The following is a 20,950-nucleotide window of genomic DNA, read 5'->3' as shown; positions in this document are numbered from 1 at the left end:
ACCCTAGGTCGGTGTCGAGTCACCCTCGTCGTCGCCATCGGTCGTGCGAGCCGAGACGGGCACGTAGCCCCCGGTTTCGTCGAGGGGCACACCGGTGAGGACGAGGAGGTCGACGACCATCGACCGGACCTGCGCACGGATCACCTCGCCCGACAGCCCCGAGGCCGGGTCGATGGCGGCGCTGCGCTCACCCAGTCGGCGCAGGCCCGCCCGAGCCGACACGGGTTCGTGGCGTTCGTGCAGCTCGCGAGCGATGTCGTCGCACGACCGCGCGAGGTCATCGATGAGAGCGACGTATGCCGGTGGGACGACTTCGTGACGCCGCGTCCCGACCGAGGCCCGCCGGACCAGGACCCGCAGGTTGCGAATGCTCCGGTCGAGGGGTTCGAGCAGGTCGGCGATGGCCTGCACCCCGGGAAGGTGGCGTCGGCGGAAAGGAGAGAGCCGCACCACCGCGACACCCTCTGAGGCAAGGGACTGGAGCTCCACGAGCATCGACTCGGAGGCGCGTGCTCGCTCGAGGGTGCGTGCGGCGAGGGCCGTGTCGTGGCTGCGAATGACCTCGGCCGTCTCACGCAGGATGGCCGCGATCTCCTCCACGACGCGGGCGGCCTTCTGGCGTGGTCGATGCAGCCCGGTCGCCGGGACCAGCGCGCTGATGACGAGCGCGACACTGCCACCGATGACGGCGTCGAGCCAGCGCGTGAACGCCTGTCCGGGCGCCGCCACGAGGGTTGTGATGATGGCCGCCTGCACGCCCGCCTGGATCGTGATGAGCAGGCCCGCCCCGAAGAGTGACGCGATGGTCATGGCGAGCATGATCACCACGAGCAGCTGCAGGATCCCGCTGCCGAACAGGTGGGCGAAGATGTCGCCGATGAGCACCCCGATGGCGACCCCGATCATCACCTCGACGGCCCGCCGAACGCGCTGCCCGTAGGAGAGTCCGAGCGAGATGATCGCCGTCACCGGGGCGAAGAAGGGCAAGGGGTGGTGGAAGACGTCCTTCGCCAGCCACCACGCGAGGGCCGCCCCAACCCCGCACTGGACGATGAACACGAGCCGCCCGGACAAGCGGTCCGTGCGGATGCGCGCCTCGATGCGGGACCGCGCGGCGACGCGGGCTGGCAGATCGGAGGCGGACGGCATACCCCGCATCATCCCCTGCCGGATAACCTGCCCACGTGAGCGTCGCCATCCGTGTCATCCCGTGCCTCGACGTCGATGCCGGGCGCGTCGTCAAGGGCGTGAACTTCGAGAACCTGCGCGACGCCGGCGATCCCGTCGAGCTCGCGCGCTCCTACGGCGAGCAGGGCGCCGACGAGCTCACCTTCCTCGACGTCACCGCGAGCAGCGGTGACCGCGCCACGACCTATGACGTCGTGCGACGCACGGCGGAGCAGGTCTTCATTCCGCTGACCGTCGGCGGGGGAGTGCGCACCGTCGATGACGTCGACCGGCTCCTGCGCAGCGGCGCCGACAAGGTGGGCGTCAACACCGCCGCCATCGCCCGCCCCGTACTCATCGCCGAGACCGCCGACCGCTTCGGTTCGCAGGTCCTCGTGCTCTCGGCCGATGTGCGACGACGTCGCAACGACGACGGCACGGTCAGCGACGACGTCGAGGTCACCACGCATGGTGGTCGCACTGGCACCGGGCTCGATGCCATCGAGTGGTGCGTGCGTGCGGCCGAGCTCGGCGCCGGCGAGATCCTGCTCAACTCGATGGATGCCGACGGCACCAAGGCCGGTTTCGACCTCGATCTCATCGCCCGGGTCCGTCGCGAGGTGACGATCCCCGTCATTGCCAGTGGTGGCGCTGGGGCTGTCGAGCACTTCGCGCCGGCCGTGCGCGCCGGGGCCGATGCGGTGCTTGCCGCGAGTGTCTTCCACTTCGGCGACCTCACCATCGGGCAGGTCAAGGACGCGTTGCGCGCCGACGGGCACCCCGTCCGCTGATCAGAGCCCGAAGCGGGCCGTTTCGAAGCGCGTGATGGCTGCGTCGTCGCCCGTGAGGTCGATCTGTGCGACCTGACGACGCCCGTATGCCGTGAGCAACAGTTCCAGCGGTGCTCCCGACACGTGGACGGTCGCGTCGCCACCCCGGACCGTGAGCGCGCCGCGGCCGGGTGCGTGCAGTTCGACACCAACGGGCACCTTGCGGAAGAGGAGCCGTCCCATACGGGACAGGAGCGCCCATGCGGCGGCCTCGAGGTGGGCGCTGGGCTCACGACGTGGTCCCGGTGTCCCGTCGCCACGCAGGACGTCCTCGTGGTGGATGACCATCTCGGCGAGGTTCACGGCGTTGTCGATGAGGGCCAGCTGGGCCGGGTGCCAGCTCGGCGGACCCGAGCGCACGGCCTCGATGAGGGCGGGCCACGGCTGGGCGGCCACCTTGGCCTGCTCACGCTCTGTCCGGTCCGCAAGGAAGGGCACCCAGATGCCCGAGGCCAGGTCCGGGCGACCCTCCCGGATCACGAGGTGCGCCGCCAGCTCCCGGGTGGTCCACGGCATACAGAGTGTGGGGGCATCGGGTCCGACGGACTCGAAGGTCTCGCACAGGTCGAGACGCTCCCTGCGTGCGATGCTGATCGAGGGTTCCGTCATGGACCCATCCTCGCGCCACATGACCCGCGCGGCACAATGGCGGACGTGCCTGATCTCGACCACGCTGTCTCCGACCGCCTGAGCTTCGATGACGCAGGCCTCGTCGCCGCGATCATCCAGCAGCACGACACCGGTGAGGTGCTCATGCTCGGTTGGATGGACGTCGAGGCCGTGCGCCGCACCCTGAGCGAGGGGCGCGTGACGTTCTGGTCGCGCAGCCGGCAGGAGTACTGGCGCAAGGGCGACACGTCGGGCCATGCCCAATACGTGAAGTCCGTCGCGCTCGACTGCGACGGAGACGCCCTGCTCGTGCGGGTGGAGCAGATCGGTGCGGCCTGCCACACGGGGGACCGCACGTGCTTCGACGCCGGCGCCCTCGAGGTCGTCGTCGGGGAGGTCGGCCAGTGAGCACGAGTGACCAGCCGCAGCCCTCACCCGATCTGAGCTTTGGTGCCACCTGGCCCTCGCTCGACGTCTTCTCCGTGCTCGCCGAGAGCCGACGGGTCATCCCCGTGGTCCGCCGCCTCATGGCCGACGCCGAGACGCCGGTCGGTCTCTATCGCAAGCTCGCCCAGAACCGTCCCGGCACCTTCCTGCTCGAGTCGGCGGAGCACGGCGGAGTGTGGTCGCGCTACTCGATCGTCGGCGTCGCAAGCCGGGCCACATTGACCGAGAAGGACGGCGAGGCGCACTGGATCGGCGAACCGCCGGTTGGCGTGCCGACCACGGGACTTGCCACGGAAGCGTTGCGCGACACCGTTGCTGCCCTCGCGACCGACCCGATCCCCGGGCTGCCACCCCTCACGGGTGGGATGGTCGGGATGATTTCCTACGACGCCGTGCGCCGCTGGGAGAAGGTGCCGGCCACGACTCCCGACGTCCTGCACATCCCTGAGATCGCCATGATGCTCGCCACCGACCTGGCCGTCCTCGACCACACCGACGGCTCGGTCCTGCTCATCGCCAACGCCGTGAACTACGACGCCACCGACGAGCGCGTCGAGGACGCCTGGGCCGACGCCGTCGCCCGGCTCGACACCATGACCCGCGCGCTGGGCGCCAGCGCCGAGAGCACGGTGTCCCTCGTCGAGACCGCCGTTGTCGACGAGGCGCTCGGGACAGTCACGACGAACCTCACGCGCGACGAGTACGAGCAGATTGTCGCGAACGCCAAGGAGGACATCCGCGCTGGCGAGGTGTTCCAGGTCGTTCTCTCACAGCGCTTCTCGATACCGTGCCCCGCTGATGCACTGGACGTCTACCGCGCGCTTCGTGCGGGCAACCCCAGCCCCTACATGTACCTCTTCCGGTTCACGCGACCGGACGGCACGGCATACGACGTCGTCGGCAGCTCGCCGGAGGCGCTCGTCAAGGTGACGGGCACGCAGGCCATCACGCACCCCATCGCCGGGTCGCGCCCTCGCGGCAAGTCACCCGAGGACGACGTGCGCCTGGCCGAGGACCTCCTCGCCGACCCCAAGGAGCGCTCCGAACACGTCATGCTCGTCGACCTGGGCCGCAACGACCTCGGACGGGTGTGCCAGCCCGGCACCGTCGACGTCGTCGAGTTCATGGACGTGCGCCGCTACAGCCACGTGATGCACCTCGAGTCCACCGTGGTGGGCGAGTTGCGCGCCGGCGTGCGGGCCTATGACGTCCTCGTGTCGACGTTCCCCGCGGGCACGCTCTCGGGTGCACCCAAGCCACGCGCGCTCGCGCTGATCGAGGGCTACGAACCCTCGCGACGTGGCGTCTACGGCGGCGTCGTGGGCTACCTCGACTTCCACGGAGACCTTGACATGGCCATCGCCATCCGCACGGCCCTCATCGACGGCGGCACCGCGCACGTCCAGGCGGGCGCGGGCATCGTCGCCGACTCCGTCCCACGCAACGAGCACAACGAGTGCATCGCCAAGGCGACCGCGGTGCTGCGTGCCGTCGCAACCGCTTCGGCCCTGAGGAGAGTGACGTGAACGCGCTCAGGAGTCGCGGCGTCCTCGTCCTCCTCGTGATCCTCGGGGCGTTCCTCGTCGTCGTGGTTGCTTCACGCACGTGGCTCACGGGATCCGTCGACGACGTCGTCCTGGGCGCCACCACGGTGCATGCGACTGGGGCGGAGGCCGCCGGGGGAGTCGTTGCCCTGGCTCTCGTCGTTGTCGCGGGTGCCGTGGCGTCGGCCACCGCCGGACCTCGTGCCCGCATCGTCGCGCTGGTCCTCACCGCTCTCGCCGTGGTGGGCGGTATCGCCAGCATCGCTCGGGTCCTCCTCGATCCGGGTTCGGTCCTCGGGCCGATCGCTGCGGCCGCGGCTGGTCGCACCGGTTCCCTCGAGACCCACTCGACCGTCAACGCCTGGCCCTGGGTCGCCCTGCTCGGATTCGTCGTGGCCGGGCTGGCTCTGGCCGGGCTGACCCGGGTCCGGCGCGTGGCCCCCGGCCTGTCGTCCCGCTACGAGGCACCGGGCCGCGCGCCGGAGAGCGACTGGGACCAGCTCACCGCCGGGGAGGACCCCACCGATGTCGGTCAGACACCGCGAACCTGACACAATGTCGCGCGAACTCACATCTTTTTCGGGAGGCATTCATGTCTGAGCACGGCGACGACGACAACCACGGCAACAGCGTGGCGGCCTGGGTCATGGTGGGCACCGTGCTGGTCGCCTCCGCCATCATGGCCATCGCGATGATCTTCCCCAATGTGCCGCTCTTCGTGGGTGGCGTCGTGCTCGTGATCGTGGGCCTCGTCGCGGGCAAGGTGCTGGCCCTCGCGGGCTACGGCATCAACGGCGACGTCGCGCGCAGCGACACCAACCTCTCCTGAGCCGGCGCCGATGACCACCGTGCTCGACGCCATCGTCGCCGGTGTGCGTGAAGACCTCGCCGTCCGGGCCGAGCGGGTCAGCCTTGATGACCTCGAGCGAGCGATCTCGCAGATTCCCGGTGCCATTGACGCCGAGGAGCGACTGCGGGCCGACGGCCTTTCTCTCATCGCCGAGGTCAAGCGGGCCAGCCCCAGCAAGGGAGCCCTCGCCGACATCCCTGACCCCGCGTCGCTGGCGCGCACCTACGCCGATGCCGGGGCAACGGCCATCAGCGTCCTCACTGAGCAGCGACGCTTTGGCGGCAGCCTCGACGACCTGGATGCGGTGCGTGCCGCGGTCTCGATCCCGGTGCTGCGCAAGGACTTCATGGTCACGGACTACCAGCTCTGGGAGGCCCGTGCGCACGGCGCGGACATCATCCTGCTCATCGTCGCGTCGTTGACTGACGACGAGTTGGTGCGCATGCACACGCTCGCCCAGGATCTCGGCATGACTGCGCTCGTCGAGGTCCACGACGAGGGTGAGACGCAGCGCGCGGTTGACGCCGGCGCGCGGGTCATCGGGGTCAACGCCCGCAACCTCAAGACTTTCGAGATCCACCCCGACACGTTCTCGCGTCTTGTGCCCCTCATCCCTCCGGGAATCGTGACCGTGGCCGAGTCCGGTATCCGGGGCGCAGAGGATGCAGCCATGTATGCCGCGCAGGGTGCTCAGGCGGTCCTCGTCGGCGAGACCCTCGTGCGAGGAACGGACCCAGCCACGACCGTGCGCGACATCATCGCGGCCGGCGCCGGGAGTCGCGCATGACCGCCGGACGCTTCGGCGAGTTCGGCGGACGCTACGTCCCCGAGGCCCTCATCCCTGCGCTCGAGCAGCTCGACGAGGCACGTCTGACGGCGATGCAGGACCCGACGTTCCAGGCCGAGCTCGAGCACCTGCACCGCACCTACACCGGCCGGCCGAGCATCATCACCGAGGTGCCGCGGTTCGCCGCCCACGCCGGCGGCGCCCGGGTGATCCTCAAGCGCGAGGACCTCAACCACACCGGCTCGCACAAGATCAACAACGTCATCGCCCAGGCCCTGCTCACCAAGCGCATGGGCAAGACGCGCGTCATCGCCGAGACCGGCGCCGGCCAGCATGGCGTCGCCACCGCGACAGCAGCCGCCCTCATGGGCCTCGAGTGCCGGGTCTACATGGGCAAGGTCGACACCGAGCGCCAGGCGCTCAACGTCGCACGGATGCGCATGCTCGGTGCCGAGGTCGTCGCCGTCGAGCACGGCAGCGCGACGCTCAAGGACGCGATCAACGAGGCCCTGCGCGACTGGGTCACCAACGTCGAGGACACCCACTACCTCATCGGCACGGTGACCGGCCCGCACCCGTTCCCCGAGATGGTGCGCGACTTCCACCGCATCATCGGAGTCGAGGCGCGCGAGCAGGTGCTCGAGCTCACCGGTCGACTGCCCGACGCGGTCGTGGCGTGCGTTGGTGGAGGGTCCAACGCGATGGGCATCTTCCACCGTTTCATCGAGGACGAGGGCGTCCGGCTCGTCGGCGTCGAGGCCGGTGGCGAGGGCCTCGAAGGCCGTCACGCGGCCCGATTCGCGACCGCGGTGCCCGGAGTCCTCCACGGAGCGATGAGCTATCTCATGCAGGACGAGGACGGTCAGACGGTCGAGTCGCACTCGATCTCGGCCGGTCTCGACTACCCGAGCGTCGGGCCCGAGCACTCCTTCCTTCGCGACACGGGTCGCGCCGAATACGTCTACGCCACCGACGACCAGGCCATGGAGGCCTTCGGGCTCCTCTGTCGCACCGAGGGCATCATCCCGGCGCTCGAGTCGGCGCACGCGCTGGCGGGCGCCATGGTCCTCGGGCGTGAGCTCGGGCCGAACGCGACGATTCTCGTGAACCTGTCGGGACGTGGCGACAAGGACATGCACACCGCCGCCGAGTGGTTCGGTCTCGTCGACGACGTCGTCGAGGACGAGATCGTCCCGTCGGGTGAGTCCGACGACCCGGGCGCCACCGGCGACGGACGGACCCAGCTGTGAGCCCGAACCTCGGCGTGAGTGACGTCCTCGCGCAGTGCAAGGCAGAGGGGCGCGCGGCTCTCATCGGCTACCTCCCGGTCGGTTTCCCGGACGTCGAGGGCTCGATCCGCGCCATGGTGGCGATGGTCGAGTGCGGCGTCGACATCGTCGAAGTCGGTCTCCCGTACTCCGATCCGCTCATGGACGGCCCCGTCATCCAGCACGCCGTCGAGGTCGCTCTGAGTGGTGGCTCCCACGTGGCCGACGGGTTCCGCGCGACGCAGGCGGTCCGCGCTGCCGGCGCCCCCGCGCTCGTCATGAGCTACTGGAACCTCATCCTTCGTCGCGGAGTCGATCGGTATGCCGCAGAACTGGCTGCCGCTGGCGGCGCCGGCCTCATCACCCCTGACCTCATCCCCGACGAGGCGCAGGAGTGGATCGCTGCCAGCGAGCGAGAGGGCCTGGACCGGGTCTTCCTCGTCGCGCCGAGCTCCACGCCCGAGCGACTGTCCCGGGTCACGGATGCCTGCCGTGGATTCGTCTACGCCGCCTCGACGATGGGCGTCACGGGTGAGCGCACCAGCGTCGGTTCCTCGGCTCGTGACCTCGTCGACCGGACCAAGTCCGTGACCGACCTCCCCGTCTGTGTCGGCCTCGGTGTCTCCAACGGTGACCAGGCCGCAGAGCTCGCCCACTACGCCGACGGCGTCATCGTCGGCACTGCCTTCGTCAGGACTCTCAGCGGTGACGGGGAACTCGGGGCCCGCCTCGACGCGTTGCGCGAGTTGACGACTGATCTGGCCAGGGGAGTGAGGGAAGGAGCGAGGTGAGCACTCGTGTCGCGGACGGCCTCGGGCTGATCGCCCGTCTCGTCCTCGGCTCAGTCTTCCTCGTCGCCGGTGCCCTCAAGGTCACCACCCCCGAAGCCCTGGCAACGGCCACGCAGGCCTACCAGGTCCTCCCGCACGAGCTCGCGGCCTACGTCGGCTATGCCCTGCCCATCGTGGAGATCATCCTCGGGCTGTTGCTCGTCGTCGGCCTGTTCACTCGGGCCTCGGCGATCATCACCTCCCTCCTGCTCGTCGCGTTCATCATCGGGATCGCCCAGGCGTGGGCTCGCGGACTGACCATCGACTGCGGCTGCTTCGGCGGTGGCGGCACGGTGAGCGCCGCCGAGACGTCCTACCTGCCGCGCATCCTCGAGGACATCGGACTGCTCGCGTGCGGTCTGTGGCTCGCGTGGCGTCCGAGGTCCCCGCTGGCCCTCGAACGCGCGCTGTTCGGCTCGACAGAACAGCCCAACTGACACCTCCGTCCCCACCACCCGTTGCCCAAGGAGCCGAGCACCATGGCGAAGAAGATGACAGGCCCGGCCAGTGCGCGCCAGGCGAAGATCGAGGCGGCCCGAAAGGACAGCGGCGCCGGCGTCAGCAAGATCATCGTCGCCGCAGTGGTCGTCGTCGTCGCGATCATCGCGGTCGTCGGGGGAGTGGTCATCGCCCAGGGCAAGAAGCAGGACCGGGTGGGCACGAGCACGGCGGTCCCGGCGAACGCGGGAGCCATGGGCGAGGGCTTCGTGGCCAACAAGGACGTCACCCTCGTTGCCGGTGCACCCACGCTCGATGTCTACGAGGATTTCCAGTGCCCGGCGTGCGCTGACTTCGAGCGGATCATGGGGAGCACCATCTCCGACCTCGCCCAACAGGGCAAGATCAAGCTCGTGTACCACCTCAAGACGATCATCGACGGCAACACCGGCACGACCCATTCGCTGACGATGGGGAACGCCGCGATGTGTGCTGCCGACGCCGGCAAGTTCCAGGCCTTCCACGACGACGTCTACGCGAACATGCCCGCGACCGAGGGTCAGGGCTGGACCCGGGCTCAGACCAAGGCCTTCGCCGAGAAGGCGGGGATCACCGGCAGCGCGCTGGACACCTGGACGACCTGTGTCGACGAGAAGAAGTACACCAAGTACGTCCAGTCGACCGAGGACGCGTCGAACAAGGCCGGAATCACGGGGACTCCAAGCATCGCGCTCGCCGGTCAGACGCTCGACCTCCGCCAGATCGGCGACGTCGCCGGCCTCGTCGCTGCCATCGAAGCGGCCACCAAGTGATGTTCCCGGCGAGCATGCCGAGCCCCACCGCGGGTGTCCTCCATCTCGGCCCCTTGCCGATCCGTGGCTACGCCCTGTGCATCCTACTCGGCATCGTCGTCGCCGTGTGGGCGACGGATCGCCGACTCCGCGACCGCGGAGGTGAGCCGGGGCAGGCACTGGACGTCGCGGCATACGCCGTCGTGTCCGGCATCATCGGCGGTCGGCTCTATCACGTCATCACCACGCCCGGCCCCTACTGGGGCAAGGACGGGCACCCCATCGACGCGCTCAAGATCTGGGAGGGCGGGCTTGGCATCTGGGGAGCCGTGGCTCTCGGTGCGCTCGGGGCGTGGTTCGGTTGTCGCCGGGTCGGTGTGAGATATCTCGACTTCGCGGACGCTGCGGCACCGGGCATCGCGGTTGCCCAGGGCATCGGCCGCTGGGGCAACTGGTTCAACAACGAGCTCTACGGCGGACCGACGGACCTGCCCTGGGGCCTCGAGATCCACAAGTGGGACGCGTCGGCGGGCCGGGCCGTCACTGACGCCAATGGCGACGCCATCGTGCAGGGCGTCTATCACCCGACGTTCCTCTACGAAGCCATCTTCGTCATGCTCCTGGCCGTGGCGCTGCTGCTCATCGAGCGTCGCCGGTCTCTGGCACCCGGACAGCTCTTCGGGCTCTACATCGCGGGCTACCCCGTCGGTCGGATCATCATCGAGAAGATGCGCACCGACGAGGCCGAGCTCATCTGGGGCCAGCGCCTCAACGTCTGGACGAGCATCGTGGTCTTCCTCATCGGCGTCGCGATCGTGGTCCACACGGGTCGTCGGGCGCGGACCAAGGCCGAGGCCACACCTCAACCGTCCACGATGTGAGATACCTCCGCTCGCATTGCAAGACGCCCGTGGGATAGCATCCGTCGAAACGTGGCCACCGCTGTCCGCGTCCGATGACCTTTCCGTGCCCTGATCCTCGCGTTCTCGCGAGCCCGGCCCCGACTCCCTGAGGACGGTGACCCGACGTGTCTCCGACGCGCTTCTCCGCCCACCCGGCCGACACCGGTCTCTACCGGCGCGACCACGAGCACGACGCTTGTGGCGTTGCCATGGTGGCGACCATGCGAGGCACGGCTGGCCACGACATCGTCGAGCACGCCCTCACGGCGCTGCGCAATCTTGACCACCGTGGCGCCACCGGCGCCGACCCGCTCGTCGGTGACGGTGCGGGCATCCTCACCCAGCTGCCCGATGCCTTCTTCCGTGCCGTTCTCGACGTCGAGCTTCCGGCCGCAGGCGCGTATGCCGCGGGCATGGCCTACCTGCCCCAGGACGAGTCCGAGCGTTCCGCTGCCGAGCAGCGGATCGGCCAGATCGCGTCAGAGGAGGGCCTCGAGGTCCTTGCCTGGCGTGACGTGCCCGTCACCCCCGACCTCGTCGGGGAGGCTGCGCGGGCCTGTATGCCGGTCTTCCGCCAGGTCTTCGTCGCGGCTCCCGACGGCGGTGTTTCGGGCATCGAGCTCGACCGCCTCGCCTTCTGCCTGCGCAAGCGTGCCGAGCGCGAGGTGGAGGTCTACTTCCCGTCGCTGTCGGCCCGCACCATCGTCTACAAGGGCATGCTGACCACTGGTCAGCTCGAGCCGTTCTTCCCCGACCTGTCCGACGAGCGCTTCGCGAGCGAGCTGGCCCTGGTCCACTCCCGCTTCTCCACCAACACCTTCCCGAGCTGGCCGCTGGCCCACCCCTACCGCCTCATGGCGCACAACGGTGAGATCAACACCGTCAAGGGCAACCGCAACTGGATGCGAGCCCGCGAGAGCCAGCTCGTGTCCGAGACCTTCAGCGGCGACCTCAACCGGCTGTTCCCGATCTGCACGCCCGACGCCTCGGACTCGGCCAGCTTCGACGAGGTCCTCGAGCTGATCCACCTCGGTGGTCGGTCCCTGCCGCACGCCGTCCTCATGATGATCCCGGAGGCGTGGGAGAACCACGCCGAGATGGACCCGGCCCGTCGCGCGTTCTACGAGTTCCACTCGACGTTCATGGAGCCCTGGGACGGTCCCGCCTGCGTCGCGTTCACCGACGGCACGCTCATCGGTGCGGTCCTCGACCGCAACGGCCTGCGTCCCGGTCGCTACTGGGTCACCGAGGACGGGCTCGTCGTCCTGGCCTCCGAGGCCGGGGTCCTTGACCTGCCGCCCGAGAAGGTCGTCAAGCGCGGCCGGCTCCAGCCGGGTCGCATGTTCCTCATCGACACGGCCGCCGGGCGCATCGTCAGCGATGACGAGGTCAAGTCCGCGCTGGCTGCCGAGAACCCCTACGAGGAGTGGCTGCACGCCGGCCTGCTCTCGCTGGAGGACCTGCCCGAGCGCGAGCACATCATTCACACGGCTGCCTCCGTGGCCCGTCGTCAGCGCACCTTCGGCTACACGGAGGAGGAGCTCAAGATCCTCCTCGCGCCCATGGCTCGCACCGGTGGCGAGGCCTTGGGCTCCATGGGCACCGACACGCCCGTCGCGGTCCTGTCGGACAAGCCGCGCCTGCTCTTCGACTACTTCACCCAGCTCTTCGCGCAGGTGACGAACCCGCCGCTGGACGCGATCCGCGAGGAGCTCGTCACCTCGCTCGGCACGGTCATCGGTCCCGAGGGCAACATGCTCGAGGCCACTCCGGTGCACGCCCGCCAGGTCGTGCTGTCCTTCCCGGTCATCGACAACGACGAGCTCTCCAAGATCGTCCACATCAACGCCGACGGCGACCTGCCCGGCTACGCCACCCACGTCGTCCGCGGCACCTACAAGGTCGACGAGGGCGAAGCCGCCCTGCGCAGTCGCCTGGCGGAGATCTTCACCGAGGTCAGCGAGGCCATCGCCCGCGGTGCCCGGTTCGTCGTGCTCTCCGACCGTGACTCCGACCGTGACCACGCACCGATTCCGTCGCTGCTCCTCACCTCAGCCGTGCACCACCACCTCATCCGTGAGAAGACCCGCAACATGGTCGGCCTTCTCGTCGAGGCTGGTGACGTCCGCGAGGTGCACCACGTCGCGCTGCTCGTCGGCTTCGGCGCGGCCGCGATCAACCCCTACCTGGCGATGGAGACCGTCGAGGACATGGTCCGCACGGGTGCCGTCACCGGCGTCACTGCGGAGCAGGCCGTCAAGAACCTCATCAAGGCGCTTGGCAAGGGCATCCTCAAGGTCATGTCCAAGATGGGCATCTCCACCGTGGCGTCCTACCGAGGAGCCCAGGTCTTCGAGGCCCTCGGCCTCTCGCAGGAGCTCGTCGACGAGTACTTCACCGGCACGGTGTCGCAGCTCGGCGGTATCGGTCTCGACGTCATTGCCGCAGAGACGGCGGCACGGCACGACTCGGCATACCCGACTGACGGGGTGATCCTCTCCCACCGCAAGCTGCGCGTCGGAGGTGAGTACCAGTGGCGTCGCGAAGGCGAGCCGCACCTCTTCGACCCGGACACGGTCTTCCGCCTGCAGCACGCCACGCGCGAGCGTCGCTACGACATCTTCAAGCAGTACACCGCGCGCATCGACGACCAGTCCGAACGACTCATGACGCTGCGTGGGCTCTTCGAGCTCGGTGGCAGGGCAGAGCGGGAGCCGATCTCGATCGACGAGGTCGAGCCCATCAGCGAGATCGTCAAGCGCTTCAGCACCGGTGCCATGAGCTATGGGTCGATCAGCAAGGAGGCTCACGAGACCATGGCGGTCGCGATGAACCGCCTAGGTGGTCGCTCCAACACCGGTGAGGGCGGCGAGGACCTCGAGCGCCTCCTCGACCCCGAGCGCCGCTCTGCCATCAAGCAGGTGGCTTCGGGCCGCTTCGGTGTCACCTCGGCCTACCTCACCCACGCCGACGACATCCAGATCAAGATGGCGCAGGGTGCCAAGCCCGGTGAGGGCGGCCAGCTGCCCGGACCCAAGGTCTACCCGTGGGTGGCCCGCACGCGTCACAGCACGCCCGGCGTCGGCCTCATCAGCCCGCCGCCGCACCACGACATCTACTCGATCGAAGACCTCGCGCAGCTGATCCACGACCTCAAGAACGCCAACCCGCAGGCCCGCATCCACGTGAAGCTGGTCTCCGAGATCGGCGTCGGCACCGTTGCGGCGGGTGTCTCCAAGGCCCACGCCGACGTGGTGCTCATCTCCGGGCACGACGGTGGCACGGGCGCCTCGCCCCTCACCTCGCTCAAGCACGCGGGCGGACCCTGGGAGCTCGGCCTCGCCGAGACCCAGCAGACCCTCGTGCTCAACGGCCTGCGCGACCGGATCGTCGTCCAGGTCGACGGTCAGATCAAGACCGGGCGTGACGTCGTCATCGCTGCGCTGCTCGGCGCCGAGGAGTTCGGTTTCGCGACCGCGCCCCTCGTCGTGAGCGGCTGCATCCTCATGCGGGTCTGCCACCTCGACACCTGTCCGGTCGGCATCGCCACCCAGAACCCCGAGCTGCGTTCGCGCTACTCAGGCAAGCCGGAGTTCGTCGAGACCTTCTTCGAGTACATCGCCGAGGAGGTTCGCGAGCACCTCGCATCGCTGGGCTTCCGCAGCATCGACGAGGCGATCGGCCAGATCACCGCGCTCGACACGAGCAAGGCCGTGGCCCACTGGAAGGCCGCCGGACTCGACCTCTCGCCGATCCTGGCCGAGGTCGAGAGCCCCGACGGCTCTGCCACACGGCACACGATCAGTCAGGACCACGGGCTCGAGAAGGCCCTGGACCACCAGCTCATCGCCATCGCGCGGGAGGCCATCGATGACGGCACCCCGGTGACGGGCACCGTGGCGGTGCGCAACGTCAACCGCACCGTCGGCACGATGCTGGGTCACGAGGTGACCCGGGTCCACTCCAACGGGCTGCCCGACGACACCATCGACATCACCCTGCGTGGGTCGGCCGGTCAGAGCTTCGGCGCGTTCGTCCCCAAGGGTGTGACGCTGCGTCTCGTCGGTGACGCCAACGACTACGTCGGCAAGGGCCTGTCGGGCGGGCGCATCGTCGTTGCACCCGACCCGACCTCGCCGCTCACGGCCGAGGACAACGTCATCGCCGGCAACGTCATCGGCTACGGCGCGACCTCCGGCGAGATCTTCCTGCGCGGACGTGTCGGCGAGCGGTTCTGCGTGCGCAACTCCGGCATCACCGCTGTCGTGGAGGGCGTGGGCGACCACGGCCTCGAATACATGACCGGTGGCACGGTGCTCATCCTCGGATCGACCGGACGCAACGTCGCGGCCGGCATGTCCGGTGGTGTCGCCTATGTCCTCGATCTCGACGCCTCGCGCGTCAACGGCGAACTCGTCGACGTCTCTCCCCTGCGGGACAGCGACGTCGAGGTCGTACGTGACCTGCTCGAACGTCATCGCAGCCACACCGGTTCGGCCGTGGCCACCCACCTGCTCGAGGACTGGCAGGCCGCGCGTCAGCGCTTCTCCCTCGTCCTTCCCCGCGACTACCAGCGAGTCCTCGACGTGCGCGCCATTGCCGAGGCCGAAGGCCTCGACCTCGAAGGCGCTGAGGTCTGGGACCGCATCATGGAGGCTTCCCGTGGCTGACCCCCAAGGCTTTCTCAAGAACCGCGAGCGTGAGCTCCCGGCTCGTCGTCCCGTGCCCGTGCGCATCATGGACTGGCGCGAGGTCTACGAGGAGCAGGAGCTGGGCCAGCTCCAGCGTCAGGCCGGTCGCTGCATGGACTGCGGCATCCCGTTCTGTCACAGCGGCTGTCCGCTCGGCAACCTCATCCCCGAGTGGAACGACCTCGCCTGGAAGGGTGACTGGCGCTCCGCGATCGAGCGTCTCCACGCGACCAACAACTTCCCCGAGTTCACCGGGCGCCTCTGCCCGGCGCCCTGCGAGACCGCCTGCGTGCTGGGTATCAACCAGCCCGCTGTGACCATCAAGCAGGTCGAGGTCACCACGATCGAGAAGGCTTTCGCCGATGGGGGAGTCGCTCCCCGTCCGCCGGAGAGGCTGTCCGGCAAGACCGTCGCCGTGGTCGGTTCCGGTCCGGCAGGTCTGGCTGCCGCGCAGCAGCTCACCCGCGCCGGTCACACCGTCGCGGTCTACGAGCGGGCCGACCGCCCCGGTGGTCTGCTCCGCTACGGCATCCCCGAGTTCAAGATGGAGAAGTCGGTCGTCGACCGTCGCCTCCAGCAGATGCAGGCCGAGGGCACGCGTTTCCGCAGCTCTGTCGACGTCGGTGCCGATGTCACCTGGGAGCAGTTGCGTGCGCGCTACGACGCCGTCGTCATCGCCATGGGCGCCACCGTGCCGCGCGACCTCGACGTCCCGGGGCGCCACGAGGCCAGCGGCGTCCTCCAGGCCATGGACTTCCTCCCGCCCGCGAACCGCGTCTCCCTCGGCGAGACCGTCGACGGTCAGGTCACTGCCGAGGGCAAGGACGTCATCGTCATCGGTGGTGGAGACACCGGAGCCGACTGCATCGGCACCTCGCACCGTCAGGGCGCCAAGTCCGTCACGAGCCTCGAGATCATGCCGCAGCCGGGGGAGGAGCGGGCCCCGGGTCAGCCGTGGCCGACCTACCCCATGACCTTCCGGGTGGCTTCGGCCCACGAGGAGGGCGGCGAGCGCCTGTATGCCGTCAGCACCCAGGAGGTCGTCTCCGACGACCAGGGCCGCGTCAGTGGCCTGCGGGTGCACGAGGTCCGTCGTGGCGAGAACGGCTTCGAGCCGGTCGAGGACACCGAGAAGGTCCTGCCGGCCCAGCTCGTGCTGCTCGCCATGGGGTTCCTCGGCCCGCAGACCGAGACCCTCGTGGCCCAACTGGGTGTCGAGCTCGACGAGCGTTCCAACGTGCGTCGCGGCGCCGACTACATGTCCTCAGTCCCCGGAGTCTTCGTCGCCGGGGACGCCGGTCGCGGTCAGTCACTCATCGTCTGGGCCATCGCCGAGGGCCGCGCAGCCGCCCACCACGTCGATGCCTGGCTGTCGGGAAAGCCGTCGCGCCTGCCGCGTCCGGTCAACCCGACAGACCGTCCTCTCACTGTGTGACCCCGATCACGGCGCAACCGTTCTCGCAGATAGGCTGACGACCATGCGCCGCGCCAAGATCGTCTGCACCCTGGGTCCTGCCACATCCTCTCCCGAACAGCTCCGCGAGCTGGTCAGAGCGGGAATGGATGTAGCCCGGTTCAACCTCTCCCACGGTGACCTCGAGGACCACGCCAAGGTCTACATGGACGTGCGTCGCGCGAGCGACGAGCTGGGTCACGCTGTGGGCATCCTGGCTGACCTGCAGGGCCCCAAGATCCGGACGGGTCGTTTCAAGGACGGCTCCGTCATGCTCGAGAACGGCGCCCGGTTCACCATCACCAACCGCGACGTCGAGGGCACCAAGGACGAGGTCGGCACGACGTATGCCGGTCTGCCGGGAGATGTCTCCGCGGGCGATTCGATCCTCATCGACGACGGCAAGCTCGCGCTCACCGTGATCGAGTCCACCGACACCGACATCATCTGCGAGGTCGTCGAGGGTGGGGTGCTCAGCAACAACAAGGGCATCAACGTTCCCGGTGCCGCCATGAGCGTCCCGGCCCTGTCCGAGAAGGACGAGGAGGACCTGCGCTGGGCCCTCGGCATCCGGGTCGACATGATCGCCCTCTCCTTCGTGCGCAGCGCCGCCGACATCGAGCCGGTGCACCGGATCATGGACGAGATGGGCATCCGGATCCCCGTCATCGCCAAGATCGAGAAGCCACAGGCCGTCGACAACCTCGACGAGATCGTGCGTGCCTTCGACGGACTGATGGTCGCCCGCGGCGACCTTGGTGTCGAGATGCCCCTCGAAACCGTGCCCCTCGTCCAGAAGCGGGCCTGTGAGCTCGCCCGGCGGCAGGCCAAGCCGGTCATCGTTGCGACTCAGGTCCTCGAGTCGATGATCACCAACAGCCGACCCACCCGCGCCGAGGCCTCAGACGCCGCCAACGCGGTCCTCGACGGCGCCGACGCCCTCATGCTGTCCGGTGAGACGAGTGTGGGTGCACACCCGATCGAGGCAGTCACCACCATGGCCCGCATCATCGAGAACACCGAGGAGCACGGACTCGGCCGCATCAAGCCCCTCGACACCAAGCCGCGCACCAAGGGTGGTGCGGTGACGGCTGCTGCGGCCGAGATCGGCGAGCTCCTGGGCTGCAAGTTCCTCATCTGCTTCACCGTGAGTGGCGACTCGGCTCGCCGCCTGGCCCGCGTGCGACCGCGCATCCCCATGCTCGCGTTCACGCCGTTCCAGTGGACTCGCTCGCAGCTCGCCCTCACCTGGGGAGTCGAAACCTTCCTCACTCCCGAGGCGCGTCACACCGACCAGTTCGCCATGCAGGTCGATGAGGAGCTCCTCGGGTGTGGCAAGGCGCACGAGGGCGACTTGGTCGTCATCGTCGCGGGCTCGCCCCCCGGCATCCCGGGCTCCACCAACGCCTTGCGTGTCCACCGCATCGGCGACGCCAAGAACAGGGTCGCACCGGCCTACGAGGACGTGGCCGGCGCGACACAGAAGTGAGCGCCGTCGGGGCTGCGCACGCAGCCCCGACGACCGCCGTTAGAATGGTTCCGCACGCCCGCCGGGGTGGTGGAATGGCAGACACGGAGCACTCAAAATGCTTTGCTCGAAAGGGCGTGCGGGTTCAAGTCCCGCCCTCGGCACCATGGTGACGTCGGTCGCGCGCGGCCGACCGGTTCCTGTCCCCTAGGCTGACCCCGTGAGCACAGCGACCCCCGAACCCCCCGCGGCGCCCGAGAGCCCTCGCGCCGCCAAGCGGATCCTCGTTGCCGAGGACGAGGCGATCATCAGGCTCGACCTGGCCGAGATGCTCGGTGAGGCCGGCTACGAGGTGGTCGGGCAGGCCAGCAACGGTGAGCAGGCTGTCGAGATGGCCACCTCGCTACGTCCTGACCTCGTCATGATGGACGTCAAGATGCCCGTCATGGATGGGATCACCGCGGCCGAGCAGATCGGCAAGGAGCGCATCTGCCCCGTCGTCATGCTCACCGCCTTCAGCCAGACCGAGCTCGTCGAGCGCGCCCGTGACGCCGGTGTCATGGCCTACATCGTCAAGCCCTTCACGGCGACCGACGTCGTCCCGGCCATCGACATCGCGCTCTCCCGCTGGGGTGAGCTCAAGACCCTCGAGTCCGAGGTCGCCGACCTCGGTGAGCGCCTCGAGACCCGCAAGTCTGTCGACCGCGCCAAGGGCGTGCTCATGGCCAAGCTCAAGATCACCGAGTCCGAGGCCTTCCGTTGGATCCAGAAGACCGCGATGGACCGTCGCATGGGCATGAAAGAGGTCTCCGACGCCGTCGTGGCAGGCATGGAAAAGGCCTGACGCACCTCCGGTGCGACGATCGCGTATGCCGGCCGGCCGGCATACGTCGTGTCTCACCCCAGGGTGATGACCAGCTGGGTGAGAAGCGGCGCCACGATCAACGCGGGCAGCATGTCCGCCACGGGCACGTCCTTGATGCGCAGCAGGCGCAGGCCGATCCCCGCGAGCATCAGCCCGCCGGTGGCCGTGAGGGCCAGGATGTGCGGCTCGGGGAGGACTGAACCGAGCAGGACGCCGACAACCGTCAACGCCCCCTGGACGACGGCGACCGACACGGCGGAGAGCAGCACGCCAATGCCGAACGTCGACGCGAAGGCGAGAGCCGCGAAGCCGTCGAGGACGGACTTCAGCAGCAACTGGTCGATGCCGCGCCCCAAGCCGTCGGAGAGCGCCCCGAGGATCGTCAGTGGCCCGACGCAGAACAGCAGCGACGCACCCAGCCAGCCCTCGATGAACTTCTCGCGGGCCGTCGTCCCGTGAGTCGCGCCATCGACCGGATCCACGTCGTCGACGTCGGCCAGGGCGGGGGAGCGGCGCGCGAACCAGGCCTCCACGACACCGGCGAGGGACTCGAGCCGGTCGCCGATGCGCAGCAGCGATCCGGCGATCGAGCCGATGAGGAGCGAGCCCAGAACGATGAGGACCGGGGCTCCGCTGCCCGTCGCATCCGACAGGGCGCGGTCGGTGACGCTCACGACCGACAGTCCGGCCATGAGCAGCGTCGTGAGACCGAGACAGTCGGTGACGACGGAGCGGGTGCGGACCGGGAAGCGGTGTCCCACAGCCATACCCAGCAGTGCGCCGACGACGACGGTGGCGACGTTGATGACGGTCCCGAGCCCGGGAAACGAGGGATCCACGGCGGTGACTCTACGGTGGTTGAAAGCGATCTTGCCCAAGACCTACCGTGAGTGGCTACGGACCCGTAGGGTCGGGACGTCAACCGCGCAGGGGGCTGTGAGGTCGAGGAGGCGCCGATGGTGCGCAGCATGGTCGAGGTCACAGCCGTCCCACGGGACGAGCTGCGAGAGTTCGTCGGCCTGTGGTTGGCATCCAAGATCGATGCCGGGGTCCCCCTCGAGGTGGCGACGCGGTTCGCGAACGACGGGCGTCTCGAGCTCGCACTCGGGCGCCCTGATGTCTACGCCCACGTGGCGCGCATTGATGGCCGACCGGTCGGTTATGTCGTGACGACGGAGAACCCGTTCGGGCTCCAGCCGGAGCCCGAGATCGCCATCGAACTCCTCTTTGTCGACCCGAGCGCGCGACGCCACGGCGTGGCCCGGGCCCTGCTGTCGGCGGTCACGTCGTTGGCCGAACGAGCCGGGTCGGAGGTCGTCGTCAGCAACGTCCCGACGCAGAGCCGTGAGGCCCACCGTTTCTTTGCCCGGCTCGGCTTCTCATCGGTCCTGGTGCGCCGCGTCGTCGGCACGAGCCACCTGCGGCGCCGACTCGCCCCTCAGGGCAGCGTCGTCAACGCCACGGTGGACCAGCTCATCCGGCGCCGCAGGTCGCTGCGCTCGATGGCTTCCCGCGCCAGCTGAGAGACCCGCACGAAGTCCCAGCTGACACCAACCAGTGCGTTCAGGCGCCGGGCGGTGCCTGACGGACGAGGCAGGTCAGGCGTGACGTGCAGACCCTCTTGCCGTCCTCGTCGGTGACGACAACCTCCCACGCGCTCAAGGTGTTGCCCACGTTGATGGGGGTGGCGACGCCGGTGACGAGTCCGCTACGGGCTGCGCGGTGGTGGGTCGCGTTGATGTCCGTCCCCACGACGATCCGGTCCTTGCCTGCGTGGAGCGCCGCGCCGATGGATCCGAGGGTCTCGGCGAGCACGACCGACGCGCCACCGTGGAGCAGACCGTAGGGCTGGGTGTTGCCCTCGACGGGCATCGTCGCCACGACGCGCTCCATCGTGGCCTCGGTGACCTCGATGCCCATCCTGTGCAGGAGTGAGGTCGGATTGAGGGCCGCCATCTGCTCGACGAACGGCATGAGGTCTGGGGCGGTGCTGTCGTGTTCGTTGCTCAT

The 20,950-nt window shown here is 68.9% G+C and carries 20 protein-coding genes and 1 tRNA gene; 17 read left to right on the top strand and 4 right to left on the bottom strand.

The window, feature by feature from the left end; all coding sequences use genetic code 11:
- Window positions 1-3 precede the first annotated feature (3 nt).
- Entirely contained in the window at window positions 4-1,149 is a 1,146-nt protein-coding gene (locus ACFQRE_RS19575; RefSeq protein WP_380125684.1) for an FUSC family protein, read from the bottom strand.
- A gap of 35 nt (window positions 1,150-1,184) precedes the next feature.
- On the opposite strand from ACFQRE_RS19575, the gene hisF reads away from it, so the two are divergent.
- A complete protein-coding gene (hisF, locus tag ACFQRE_RS19570; protein ID WP_380125682.1) occupies window positions 1,185-1,958 on the top strand; it encodes an imidazole glycerol phosphate synthase subunit HisF in 774 nt (257 codons plus the stop codon).
- Here the strand turns inward: hisF and ACFQRE_RS19565 are convergent, their stop codons facing one another.
- On the bottom strand, window positions 1,959-2,606 hold the full coding sequence (locus tag ACFQRE_RS19565; RefSeq protein WP_380125680.1) for a TIGR03085 family metal-binding protein: 648 nt from the start codon (window positions 2,604-2,606) through the stop codon (window positions 1,959-1,961). It lies immediately after the preceding gene.
- A gap of 36 nt (window positions 2,607-2,642) precedes the next feature.
- Between ACFQRE_RS19565 and hisI the strand changes: the two genes are divergently transcribed.
- From hisI to ACFQRE_RS19490, 15 genes are all read left to right on the top strand, one after another.
- Complete coding sequence (gene hisI, locus ACFQRE_RS19560) at window positions 2,643-3,014, top strand: phosphoribosyl-AMP cyclohydrolase (protein ID WP_380125678.1); 372 nt, start codon at window positions 2,643-2,645, stop codon at window positions 3,012-3,014.
- Window positions 3,011-4,579: an anthranilate synthase component I gene (locus tag ACFQRE_RS19555; protein ID WP_380125676.1), complete on the top strand. Its 1,569-nt coding sequence runs from the start codon at window positions 3,011-3,013 to the stop codon at window positions 4,577-4,579. Before hisI ends, ACFQRE_RS19555 begins: the two co-directional genes overlap by 4 nt.
- Complete coding sequence (locus ACFQRE_RS19550) at window positions 4,576-5,148, top strand: Trp biosynthesis-associated membrane protein (RefSeq protein ID WP_380125674.1); 573 nt, start codon at window positions 4,576-4,578, stop codon at window positions 5,146-5,148. The genes ACFQRE_RS19555 and ACFQRE_RS19550 overlap by 4 nt, the downstream gene beginning before the upstream one ends.
- A 41-nt stretch (window positions 5,149-5,189) precedes the next feature.
- Window positions 5,190-5,426, top strand: a complete 237-nt coding sequence (locus ACFQRE_RS19545; protein WP_380125672.1) for an HGxxPAAW family protein — start codon at window positions 5,190-5,192, stop codon at window positions 5,424-5,426.
- Window positions 5,427-5,436: 10 nt separating this feature from the next.
- On the top strand, window positions 5,437-6,234 hold the full coding sequence (gene trpC / locus ACFQRE_RS19540) for an indole-3-glycerol phosphate synthase TrpC (protein WP_380125670.1): 798 nt from the start codon (window positions 5,437-5,439) through the stop codon (window positions 6,232-6,234).
- Window positions 6,231-7,484 carry a tryptophan synthase subunit beta gene (gene trpB, locus ACFQRE_RS19535; protein WP_380125668.1) on the top strand — a complete coding sequence of 418 codons (1,254 nt, stop codon included), beginning with the start codon at window positions 6,231-6,233 and terminating at the stop codon, window positions 7,482-7,484. Before trpC ends, trpB begins: the two co-directional genes overlap by 4 nt.
- Window positions 7,481-8,293, top strand: a complete 813-nt coding sequence (gene trpA, locus ACFQRE_RS19530) for a tryptophan synthase subunit alpha (protein ID WP_380125666.1) — start codon at window positions 7,481-7,483, stop codon at window positions 8,291-8,293. Before trpB ends, trpA begins: the two co-directional genes overlap by 4 nt.
- Window positions 8,290-8,769: a MauE/DoxX family redox-associated membrane protein gene (locus ACFQRE_RS19525; protein WP_380125664.1), complete on the top strand. Its 480-nt coding sequence runs from the start codon at window positions 8,290-8,292 to the stop codon at window positions 8,767-8,769. Before trpA ends, ACFQRE_RS19525 begins: the two co-directional genes overlap by 4 nt.
- Window positions 8,770-8,811: 42 nt before the next feature.
- The gene (locus tag ACFQRE_RS19520) at window positions 8,812-9,582 is read left to right on the top strand and encodes a DsbA family protein (RefSeq protein WP_380125662.1); all 771 of its coding nucleotides are present in this window, start codon (window positions 8,812-8,814) and stop codon (window positions 9,580-9,582) included.
- Window positions 9,582-10,442 carry a prolipoprotein diacylglyceryl transferase gene (gene lgt / locus ACFQRE_RS19515; RefSeq protein ID WP_380125660.1) on the top strand — a complete coding sequence of 287 codons (861 nt, stop codon included), beginning with the start codon at window positions 9,582-9,584 and terminating at the stop codon, window positions 10,440-10,442. The genes ACFQRE_RS19520 and lgt overlap by 1 nt, the downstream gene beginning before the upstream one ends.
- Window positions 10,443-10,588: 146 nt before the next feature.
- Window positions 10,589-15,133, top strand: a complete 4,545-nt coding sequence (gltB, locus tag ACFQRE_RS19510; protein ID WP_380125658.1) for a glutamate synthase large subunit — start codon at window positions 10,589-10,591, stop codon at window positions 15,131-15,133.
- On the top strand, window positions 15,126-16,589 hold the full coding sequence (locus ACFQRE_RS19505) for a glutamate synthase subunit beta (RefSeq protein WP_380125656.1): 1,464 nt from the start codon (window positions 15,126-15,128) through the stop codon (window positions 16,587-16,589). The genes gltB and ACFQRE_RS19505 overlap by 8 nt, the downstream gene beginning before the upstream one ends.
- Window positions 16,590-16,632: 43 nt before the next feature.
- Entirely contained in the window at window positions 16,633-18,096 is a 1,464-nt protein-coding gene (pyk, locus tag ACFQRE_RS19500; RefSeq protein ID WP_380125654.1) for a pyruvate kinase, read from the top strand.
- A 60-nt stretch (window positions 18,097-18,156) separates the two neighbouring features.
- Window positions 18,157-18,242, top strand: a tRNA-Leu gene (locus tag ACFQRE_RS19495).
- A gap of 53 nt (window positions 18,243-18,295) precedes the next feature.
- The gene (locus ACFQRE_RS19490; RefSeq protein WP_380125652.1) at window positions 18,296-18,919 is read left to right on the top strand and encodes an ANTAR domain-containing response regulator; all 624 of its coding nucleotides are present in this window, start codon (window positions 18,296-18,298) and stop codon (window positions 18,917-18,919) included.
- A 53-nt stretch (window positions 18,920-18,972) separates the two neighbouring features.
- Here the strand turns inward: ACFQRE_RS19490 and ACFQRE_RS19485 are convergent, their stop codons facing one another.
- Window positions 18,973-19,779 (bottom strand): DUF554 domain-containing protein, encoded by an 807-nt coding sequence (locus ACFQRE_RS19485; protein ID WP_380125650.1) that lies wholly within the window; start codon window positions 19,777-19,779, stop codon window positions 18,973-18,975.
- Between the two features lie 117 nt (window positions 19,780-19,896).
- Here ACFQRE_RS19485 and ACFQRE_RS19480 point away from each other — a divergent pair, with 117 nt between their 5' ends.
- Window positions 19,897-20,463 carry a GNAT family N-acetyltransferase gene (locus ACFQRE_RS19480; RefSeq protein ID WP_380125648.1) on the top strand — a complete coding sequence of 189 codons (567 nt, stop codon included), beginning with the start codon at window positions 19,897-19,899 and terminating at the stop codon, window positions 20,461-20,463.
- A 40-nt stretch (window positions 20,464-20,503) separates the two neighbouring features.
- Here the strand turns inward: ACFQRE_RS19480 and ACFQRE_RS19475 are convergent, their stop codons facing one another.
- The gene (locus tag ACFQRE_RS19475; RefSeq protein ID WP_380125646.1) at window positions 20,504-20,950 is read right to left on the bottom strand and encodes a hotdog fold thioesterase; all 447 of its coding nucleotides are present in this window, start codon (window positions 20,948-20,950) and stop codon (window positions 20,504-20,506) included.

Origin of the sequence: Knoellia pratensis (assembly GCF_042666395.1) — a bacterium.
Lineage (GTDB): Bacteria > Actinomycetota > Actinomycetes > Actinomycetales > Dermatophilaceae > Knoellia > Knoellia pratensis.
Note: the sequence above shows the minus strand (reverse complement) of the source record. Positions and strands in the feature narration are given on the sequence as shown.